The following is a 9,597-nucleotide window of genomic DNA, read 5'->3' on the forward strand; positions in this document are numbered from 1 at the left end:
GAACCGCCCACCTGCTGCATGGTGTTGACGGTCGCGGAGGCGACACCCGCGTCCTCGGGAGCGATCCCGCTGGTGGCCAGCGACATGGCGGGCGGCATCACCATGCCGAGACCCGCGCCGATCAGCAGCAGTTGGGGCAGGACGTCGGTGGAGAAGGACGAGCCGATGCCGATGCCCGTCAGCCAGGCCATGCCGAGCGCGGCGACCGCGAAGCCCGCGGGGATGACGGCCTTCGGCCCGATGCGGGGCACCAGGACCGTGGTGGAGACCTGGGCCATGACCATCAGGGTCGCCATCATCGGCAGGAAGGCCACACCGGTCTTGGTGGGGCTGAAGCCGAGGTTGAGCTGAAGGTAGTAGGTGAGGAAGAGGAAGACGCCGAACATGCCCGCGCCGGTGATGAGCACCGCGAGGAACGAGGCGGCCCGGTTGCGGTCGAGCAGGACACGCATCGGCAGCAGCGGGTGCGCGGCCCGCGTCTGCCACCAGCCGAACGCGGCCAGCAGGATGCCGCCGGCGGCGAGGAAGCCCCAGGTGGCGGGTGAACTCCACTGGTGCGTCTCGGCGTTGGAGAAGCCGTAGACGACGGAGAAGAGACCGGTGGAGACCAGCAGGGCGCCCGGCAGGTCCAGCTTGGAGTTCGCCGCGTCCCGGTGACCGCTCAGCAGCACCCAGCCGCCCGCGAAGGCGACGACCGCGAAGAGAAGGTTGACGAACAGCGTCCAGCGCCAGTCGAGCGCGTCGGTCAGGAGACCGCCGAGCAGCAGGCCCACCGCGCCGCCGGCGCCGGCGATGGCGCCGTACACGCTGAACGCCTTCGCGCGCTCCTTGGCGTCGGTGAACGTCGTGTTCAGCAGCGAGAGGGCGGCCGGTGCGAGGAGGGCGCCGAACACGCCCTGAAGGGCACGCGCGGTGACCAGCATCCCGAAGCTGTTCGAGACGCCGCCCAGGACCGAGGCACCGGCAAATCCGGCGACGCCGACCAGGAACGCGGGCTTGCGGCCGAAGAGGTCCGCGATGCGCCCACCGAGCAGGAGCAGGGAGGCGAAGGCCAGGGAGTACGCGGTGACGATCCACTGCCGGTTGCCGTCGGAGAAGCCGAGGTCCGCCTGGGCGGAGGGCAGGGCGATGTTCACGATGGTGGCGTCGAGGACCACCATGAGCTGGGCGATGCCGATGATCGAGAGGATCCACCAGCGCCGCTTCGACGAGGGCGCGGACGGTGCGTCCGCGGCACCCGCGCCGGTGCCTTTGGTCAGGGTCTGGGACATGGCAGAAGCACTCCAGGGAAGACGCTCTTGCGTGCACGTAAACGAAACGGTTTCGTACACATCGACCCTCCGACCATAAACCCCGATCGAGCGAAACGGCAACGTTTCGCTGGGCGGCCGGGTGTGACGTCCGTCCCATGGACGTACCTGAGCTGGGAAACGGGAGCCCGAAGGCGGGCGGTGCGCGGTGACGCGGCCGGGGGCCCGCGAGCCGGCGGGATGCCGGCCTGGAGGGGGATCCGCGAGAACTGTGTCGAGGCGGGTGTTCCCGCCGCCCGCCGCCCGCCGCCCCGGTGTCGGGCGCGGAGTGACCGCTCAGGCGAGCTGCCGCCGCACCAGCTCGTGCAGCCGCCCGCCCGTGTCCGCCAACAACAGCGCGGGCGGCCCCTGCTGGGCGATCCGGCCGTTCTCCATCACGATGACCCGGTCCGCGTCCAGCACGGTCGAGAGCCGGTGCGCGATCACCACCCGGGTGGCGTTCAGGGCCTTGGTGCTCTCGATCACCGTGCGCTGCGTCGCGTTGTCCAGGGCGCTGGTCGCCTCGTCGAAGAAGAGGATGCGAGGCCGGCGTATCAGCGCCTGGGCGATCATGAGACGTTGGCGCTGGCCGCCCGAGATCGCGCCGCTGCCCGCCACCAGCGTGTGCAGCCCCATCGGCATCCGCCTGATGTCCTCGGCCAGACCCGCCATCTCGGCCGCCTCCATCGCCTCCTCCGGCGTGTACGCCTCCGTGCCGCAGATGCAGTCGAGGATCGACCCCGTGAAGGGCTGCGCGTGCTGGAGCACCACACCGCACTGCCGCCGTACGGCGGACTGGTCGAGGGCCCCGAGATCCTGGCCGTCGTACAGCACACTGCCCGACACCGGCCGGTCGAAGCCGATCAGCAGCCGCAGCAGGGTGGACTTTCCGCAGCCGCTCGGCCCGACGACCGCCACGAACTCGCCCGGCCGGACGGCGAACGACACGTCGTCCAGGACGAGCGGACCGTCGTCGGTGTACCGGAACGACAGCCGCCGCGCTTCGATCGCGCCGGACAGGACACCGGGACGCGTACTCGCCCCGCGGACCTCGGGCGTCGCGTCGAGCACCGGCCGGATCTCCTCGAACATCGGCAGCGCGGCCACCGCGGAGACGAGCGCGCCGGTGATCTGGGTGACCGACGTCAGCAGCATCGTCAGCGACGTGCTGAACGTGAGGAAGTCCGCGGCCGACAGCGAACCGTGCGCCGGGCCCGCCAGGAGCATGAACATCAGCAGGGAGCACAGCGGCAGATACACCGCGCCCAGCACCGTCGTCAGGTTCTTGACGCGGCCGACGCGCTGCTGGAGTTCACGGCTGCGCGCGAACTCGCCCGCCCAGGCCGCGTACGCGTAGTTCTCGGCCGCGGCGACACGCAGCTTGGGCAGCCCGCGCAGGGTCTGGAACGCCCGGTTGTTGAGCTTGTTGCCCAGCACCACCAGACGGCGCTGCCCGCGCACCTGCCACAGGCCGAGCCCCAGGAACACGGCCGCGACGACCACGAGCATGCCGATCGCGGCCAGCGCCATCGGCACGCTGTACCAGAGCAGCAGGCCCAGGTTCATCGCGCCGATCGTGCCCGCCTGCGCCAGCGTCGGGCCGATACCCGCGAGCAGCCGCCGGATCGCGCTCACGCCCATCGCGGCACTCGCGAGCTCACCGGTCGAACGGGCGGCGAAGAACGAGGTGGGCAGCCTCAGCAGCCGGTCCCACACGGCCGGCTGGAGACTCGCCTCGATCCGGCCCTCCATCCGCAGCAGGGTGAGGTTCTGCAGCAGCATGAACGCCGCCGACACGACGCTCGTGACCATCAGCGCGAGACAGACCTGCGCGATCAGGCCGTGCTCCGCCTTCGGAACGTATTCTCCGAGCACCCGGCCGGTCGCGATCGGCACCAGGGCGCCGATCGCCACGGTCACCAGAGCGCTGACCGCGAGGTTGCGCAGATCCCCGCCGGTGCCCGCCAGGGCGAACCGCAGCAGCCGCAGCGGGCCGAGCCCGCGCTCGGGCAGCGGGCGGTAGAACATCACCGCCCGCGGCTCGAACTCCGACGCGTTGGCCTTCTCGACCGGCGTCTCCCGCCCGGAGGAGGGCTGTACGGCGACATAGCCGCCGCGCCGCCACAGCAGCGCCACCGGCGCACCGGACACCGCCCGGCTGCCGACCAGCGGGCCGATGTCGTCACGCCACCAGCGCCCGTCCAGCCGTACGGAACGGGTGCGGATCCGTGAGGCGAGCGCGATCCGTTCGACGGGGTCGAGCCGTTCGCTCTCCGCGCCGTCGCCCGCCCGCTCGGCCAGGGTGATCCCGGCCGCGCGGGCGACCAGCTCGCAGGCCGCGTACGTGGCGTCGGCCTCGGCCGCGGTCGGGCGCTTCGCCGACCGTCTGCCGATCGAGGCGAGCAGCGTCCGGTCGGCGTGGTCACGGACGGCCTCACCGGCCTTGATGCCCGCCGCGGTACGGTCCTCGTGGCCGGCCTCCAGCTCCTCGATCCAGCGGTCGAGCGTGGACAGCAGCCGGTACTGCTGGTCGACCATGCCCTGCCAGACGCCGGAGTCCATCAGTAGATCGGCCGCGGCCTCGGCCCCGTACAGCGAGCCGTACTGCACGCTCCCCGGCGGGACCCGCATCCAGAACACGTCGTCGTCGGTGGGCGCGGGGGCGTTCTCGGACGCCGTCGGTGCCTGGAAGAGGACGGACAGACCGCGTCCGACGCCGAGCGCGAGGGCGTGCTCCAGCGGGCTCGACGCCGGCGGCACGAACTGCGGGTTGCCGTACGCGTCGTACGACCAGGTCGCCGTGCCGGCCGGTTCGTACAGCTCGCGCAGCCCGATCCGGCGCAGCTCGCAACCGCGCAACGGCCTCCCCACCAGCGTGTGCTGAGGGCCCGTCACCGGACCGAGCAGCAAGGAGCCCGCTTCGAGCCGGCCGAGGTGATGCCAGTGACCCTGCTGGGCCGCGTCGACCGCGAACAGGTCCATGGCACCCGCGACCACCAGCCACAGGACCTGCGGACCCTCCAGATCGAGACGGCTCAGGCCCGCGCCGCCGACCGGGGTTCCCATGCCGCCGAGCGCCCCGAGCACCACGTCCTGCTCGTGGACGCCTTCATGAACCGTGGTCATCTCAACGCTCCCTGACCAGACCGGCGTAGGGACCGCCGGCCGCCACCAGTGCCTCGTGCCGCCCGCGTTCCACGACCGAGCCGTGTTCGAGCACGACGATCTCGTCGCTGTCCCGCACCGTGCTCAGCCGGTGGGCGATCACCACGCAGGCGCAGCCGCGCCGACGCAGGTTGTCCATGACGGTCTGCTCCGTCTCCGCGTCCAGGGCGCTGGTCACCTCGTCGAGCACCAGGACGCTGGGCCTGCGCACCAACGCCCTCGCGATCTCCAGGCGTTGCCGCTGGCCGCCGGAGAAGTTCCGTCCGTCCTGCTCGACCCGGCTGTGGATCCCGCCGGGACGGCGCGCGACGACGTCGTACAGCGCCGCGTCCTGGAGGGCGGCGGTCACCGCGTCGTCGGTGATCGAGGGATCCCACAGCGCCACGTTGTCGCGGACCGTCCCCTCGAAGAGGAACACGTCCTGGTCGACGAAGGACACGGACGACGCCAGCGCCCCGCGCGGGATGTCCTCCAGACGGCGGCCGTCGATGCGGATCGTGCCCTCCCACGGCGTGTACAGGCCCGAGATCAGCCGGGACACCGTCGACTTGCCGCTGCCCGAACCGCCGACCAGAGCGACCTGCTGCCCCGGCCCGACCGTCAGCGAGAACCCGGCGAGCAGCGGCTCGTCGAGGGGGCTGTAGCCGAAGGTGATGTTCTCCAGCTCCACGAGACCCCGCAGCCGCCGGGTGGATCCACCGGTGCCGGGGCGGTCGTAGAGAGGGTCGGCCCGGAAGTTCTCCACGTCCTTGAGCCGGGCCACGTCGGCCGCGAAGTCCTGGATGCGGCCGGCGACACCGTTGAGCCGGGTGATCGGCGCGGTGAACCGGGTGACCAGCGCCTGGAAGGCGACCAGCAGACCCACGGAGACCTGTCCCTCGACCGCCCGCAGGCCGCCGATCCACAGGATCAGCGCGCTGTTGAGCATCGCCAGCGTCGGGGCGACCACCCCCAGCCAGGCGCTCGGCACCCCGAGGCGCTGCTGCTCGTCCAGCGTGGTGGCGTGCTGTCCGGCCCACTTGCGGAAGTAGCCGTCCTCACCACCGGTGGCCTTCATCGTCTCGATCAACTGCAGTCCGGTGTAGGCGGTGTTGGTCAGCCGGGCGGTGTCGGCGCGCAGCTTGGCGGTGCGGGTCGCGCGCAGCCGGATCACCACGCGCATCGCCACCACGTTGAGCAGCGCGACACCGATGCCGACGGCCGTGAGCTGCGGGTCGTACGTGTAGAGCAGCACGGCGTACAGGACGACGACGACCGCGTCCACACCCGCGGCGGCGAGATCGCGCGCCAGGGTCTCGGCCACCGCGTCGTTCGACTGAAGCCGCTGCACCAGGTCGGCCGGGCTGCGCTGGGAGAAGAAGGTGACCGGCAGCCGCAGCAGATGGCGCAGGAACCGGGCGCTGGAGAGCGTCGAGGAGATGAGGCGGCCGCGCAGCAGGTTCGCCTGCTGGAGCCAGGTCAGCACCACCGTCAGGAGCACCGAGGCGCCCATCGACGCGAACAGCACGCCCAGCAGCGAACTCTGACCGCCGATCAGATACTGATCGATGAACGTCCGGCTGAGCGCCGGAACGGCCGCGCCGACCGCCACCAGCAGCAGGCTCGCCAGCACCGCGACGGGCATCGTGCCCGAAGTGCCGCGCAGCCGGGCGGGCATGGCGCCCAGCACTCCCGGTCTGCGGCCGCCCCTGCGGAATCCGGGGCCTGGCTCCATGACCAGGACGACTCCGGTGAAGCTGGTGTCGAAGTCCTCCATCGACACGAAACGACGGCCCTTGCCGGGGTCGTTGACGAACACGCCCCGACGTCCGAAACGGCGGCCCATGCCGTCGTACACGACATAGTGGTTGAATTCCCAGAAGAGGATCGCGGGCCCCCGCACCTCGGCGAGCGCGGCCGTGTCCATCTGCATGCCCTTGGCGGTCAGACCGTAACCGCGCGCCGCCTTCAGCAGGTTGCTCGCGCGCGAGCCGTCCCGCGAGACACCGCACGCGATGCGCAGCTCTTCGAGCGGGACGTGCCGGCCGTGGTGGCCGAGCACCATCGCCAGCGACGCCGCACCACACTCCACGGCCTCCATCTGGAGCACGGTGGGGGTGCGGACACTTTTGACCCGGGTCCTGGGCACGCTGCGCCGGGGCGGCGCGGCGCGCCGTCTGCCGCGGGTGTCCGGTGCGGCGCTCACGGCAGGAGCCAGTCGACGGGGCGCTGACCGGCCAGCCGGACCGAGGCCGTGGCCAGGGTCATGGAGGTGAGCGTGTAGGGCGGCCCGTCCGCGGACGACCACTTCAGGCCGCTGCGGGTGCTCGACGAGCGGTCGAGCCTGACCAGCACGGCGACCGGCCTGCCCTTCTCGCTGAACTGCTCGCCCAGTTGGGCGTCACCGAGGTAGGCGGCGATCTGCTGCCGGGTCTGCGCGCTGCGGCCCACCGTCTTCACATGGCCGCGCAGCACTCCGTACCGCTGGGCGGGCACCGACTGGACGGTGAGGTCGACGGCGGCGCCCGCGGGAATGGCGGCGGCGCTCGCGGCGGAGACGTACACCGTCGCGTACAGCGGGTCGGTGGCGTGGGCGACCTTCTCCACGGCGGCGACGTTCGCGCCGGTCGAGATGATCGCGCCGATGGTGGCGGCCAGGGCGGTGACACGGCCCGCGGCGACCGTGCGGACGACGGCCGTCTCCCCGCGCGCCGTACGCACCTTCAGTACGGGGGCGTTCCCGGGAAGGCGGTCGCCCTCCGTCGCGAGGACCGCGGTGACCTGCCCGGCGACCGGGCTCTGGAGGATGTAACTGCCCTCCGCGTGGGTGAGAACGGCGGGTGCGCCGACGGTGGAGGCGACGGTGCCGGTCACGGCCCAGACGGAGGCGGCGGCCATGGCGAGGACCGTCACGGCCAGCGCGAGCCGGCCCTGCGGGCGGGCGAGGCGCACCGGAAGGTCGAGCTCTTCGGGGGACCGCAGCTTGGCGAGGGCCTGTTGGCGGAACTGCACGGGTCTCTTCTCACCTGTTCGAGAGGCTCACGGCACCCGAGAGTCCCAGAACCGGTGGGGCGGTTCCGGGACTCGGCGGCTTGAAACGCGATCAGAGACCGGCGACCAGACCGGTGACCGGAGCGGTGCTCAGGCCGGTCACACCCTCGACGGTGCCGATGGCCGTGCCCACGACGCCGGAGACCGGGGCAACGCCGTCCACCAGGCCGGTGACGGTGCCGACGGCGTTCAGCGCGAGGCCACCGGAGACGTTGTCGAGGTCGGCGTCGGAGATCTCGGCGGTCTCGACACGGGGGGTGGAGTTCATGATGGAACTTCCCTTCATATGGATATTCACAAGGGGGAGAGCGGCCCCCTCTGGGGGACAGACGACGGCCGCCACCGCGGGGGTGCGGCTCCCGTTCCCGGGAGCTGTGCGACCTCCGCGGTGCAACGGATCAAAGCACGGCCGCGGGGCGCGCTTCCAATCAACCAGGGCTCTCACCTGCGAACTTGTGCCCCATGGGCGGTGAACCGTGCAGGGGCGCACACGCCTCTGCGGCCACTTCTTCACATGCTGCGCGGCATCGATTCACCCCGGCTCTTGCCACCCGCGCGCCGAAGGGGGCAGTCCCGGCCGATCGGCGCGCAGGGGGCGCGCGACTGTGCAGATCCCCGGTCCGCGGTGACCCCGGTGAGCATGGGCTGTGCAGATTCCCTGAATCCGGGATTCCGCCGCCGCTCGTCGACGGAGCGTCGTCGGCCGGTCGCTTTCCGTGCCGGCCGAGAGTGCGGCGTCGTCGGCGGCCGGCCGAGGACCGCGTCCGCGGCTCACTCGCGCGCCTCGGCGTCGGCGTGCAGGAAATGACCCGGTTGTCTCCGCAATCAACGGCTTTGGCGAAGTCAACTTCCGTAATTTGCAATGGCAGTTGAACACCCCGGGTGGCACTCGCGTATCAACCGGCAACCAGGCGCCCCCCTAGTCAGCTGCCGGACGCGGCATCGACCCCGTCCCCAGGAGGTCAAGAGTTGAGTCACAAACGGATACCCAAGCGCAAGGCCGCAATCGCGGTAGGCGGCGTCGCGGCGCTCGGAGCGGCGGCTCTGCTGCTGCCCAACGCCAACGCGTCGCAGTCGAACGGGGACGCCGCCACTCCCAGAACCTTCAAGTCGGGCGACATCTCGGACGTCGCCTCCATGCTGGCCTCCCAACTGGGTGACGCGTTCGCCGGCTCGTACTACGACGCGGCGAACAAGCAGCTCGTCATCAACGTCGTCGGTAACAACAGCAACGTCGTCAACCAGATCGAGCGGGCCGGTGCCGTGGCCCACCAGGTGCAGAACAGCACCGCCGAGCTGCAGGCCGCGGCGAAGACGCTCAAGACCGACGCCACGATCCCGGGCACCTCGTGGTCCGTCGACCCGAAGACCAACGAGATCCGCGTGACCGCGGACTCCACCGTCACGGGCGACAAGTGGAACACGGTGGAGTCGACCGTCAAGAACCTCGGTTCCGGCGTGGCGACCCTCTCGAAGTCGGCCGGCACCCTCAAGACCTTCGTCGACGGCGGCGACGCCATCTTCGGCGGCAACGCGCGCTGTTCGCTCGGCTTCAACGTCACCGCGGGCGACGGCACCCCCGCCTTCCTCACCGCGGGTCACTGCGGTGTCGCCGCCGCCCAGTGGTCGGACGCACAGGGCGGCGCGCCCATCGCGACCGTCGACCAGGCCACCTTCCCCGGCGCCGGCGACTTCTCCCTCGTCAAGTACGACGACCCGGCCACGCAGACGAACAGCGCCGTGAACGTCGGCAACGGGCAGAGCGTCCAGATCAACGCGGCCGTCGAAGCCGCGGTGGGCCAGCAGGTCTTCCGGATGGGCAGCACCACGGGTCTGCACGACGGCAACGTGACCGGTCTCAACGCCACCGTGAACTACCCGGAGGGCACCGTCACGGGCCTCATCCAGACCGATGTCTGCGCCGAGGCGGGTGACAGCGGCGGCTCCCTGTTCACCCAGGACGGCGGTGCGGTCGGCCTGACCTCAGGCGGCAGCGGTGACTGCACGGCCGGCGGCGAGACCTTCTTCCAGCCCGTCACCACCGCCCTGGCGGCGACCGGCCACCGGTGCCGCTTCCTCGGTCACCAGGACACCCTGTACGCCGACACGATCG

The 9,597-nt window shown here is 71.3% G+C and carries 6 protein-coding genes; 1 reads left to right on the forward strand and 5 read right to left on the reverse strand.

Translation table 11 applies throughout. From position 1 onward, the window contains the following. The 5 genes from ACWEBX_RS34760 to ACWEBX_RS34780 form a co-directional block, all read right to left on the reverse strand. Positions 1-1,271 (reverse strand): MFS transporter (locus ACWEBX_RS34760; protein ID WP_451888746.1); only part of this gene is annotated, 1,271 nt, incomplete at its 3' end. A gap of 315 nt (positions 1,272-1,586) precedes the next feature. Then, the gene (locus tag ACWEBX_RS34765) at positions 1,587-4,415 is read right to left on the reverse strand and encodes an NHLP bacteriocin export ABC transporter permease/ATPase subunit (RefSeq protein ID WP_451888747.1); all 2,829 of its coding nucleotides are present in this window, start codon (positions 4,413-4,415) and stop codon (positions 1,587-1,589) included. Between the two features lies 1 nt (position 4,416). Further along, entirely contained in the window at positions 4,417-6,639 is a 2,223-nt protein-coding gene (locus tag ACWEBX_RS34770) for an NHLP family bacteriocin export ABC transporter peptidase/permease/ATPase subunit (protein WP_451888748.1), read from the reverse strand. Next, entirely contained in the window at positions 6,636-7,445 is an 810-nt protein-coding gene (locus tag ACWEBX_RS34775; RefSeq protein WP_451888749.1) for an HlyD family efflux transporter periplasmic adaptor subunit, read from the reverse strand. The genes ACWEBX_RS34770 and ACWEBX_RS34775 overlap by 4 nt, the downstream gene beginning before the upstream one ends. 91 nt (positions 7,446-7,536) lie before the next feature. Next, positions 7,537-7,752 (reverse strand): type A2 lantipeptide, encoded by a 216-nt coding sequence (locus ACWEBX_RS34780; protein ID WP_451888750.1) that lies wholly within the window; start codon positions 7,750-7,752, stop codon positions 7,537-7,539. Between the two features lie 701 nt (positions 7,753-8,453). Here ACWEBX_RS34780 and ACWEBX_RS34785 point away from each other — a divergent pair. Next, the coding region (locus ACWEBX_RS34785; protein ID WP_451888751.1) for a S1 family peptidase at positions 8,454-9,597 on the forward strand (1,144 nt) is incomplete at its 3' end.

It is taken from the genome of Streptomyces sp. NPDC005070, from assembly GCF_053600395.1.

What these genes read in the sequence shown, in the direction of transcription:
- ACWEBX_RS34765 (WP_451888747.1), bottom strand. Translation starts at nt 4,415, where the DNA reads ATGACCACGGTTCATGAAGGCGTCCACGAGCAGGACGTGGTGCTCGGG.
- ACWEBX_RS34780 (WP_451888750.1), bottom strand. Translation starts at nt 7,752, where the DNA reads ATGAACTCCACCCCCCGTGTCGAGACCGCCGAGATCTCCGACGCCGAC.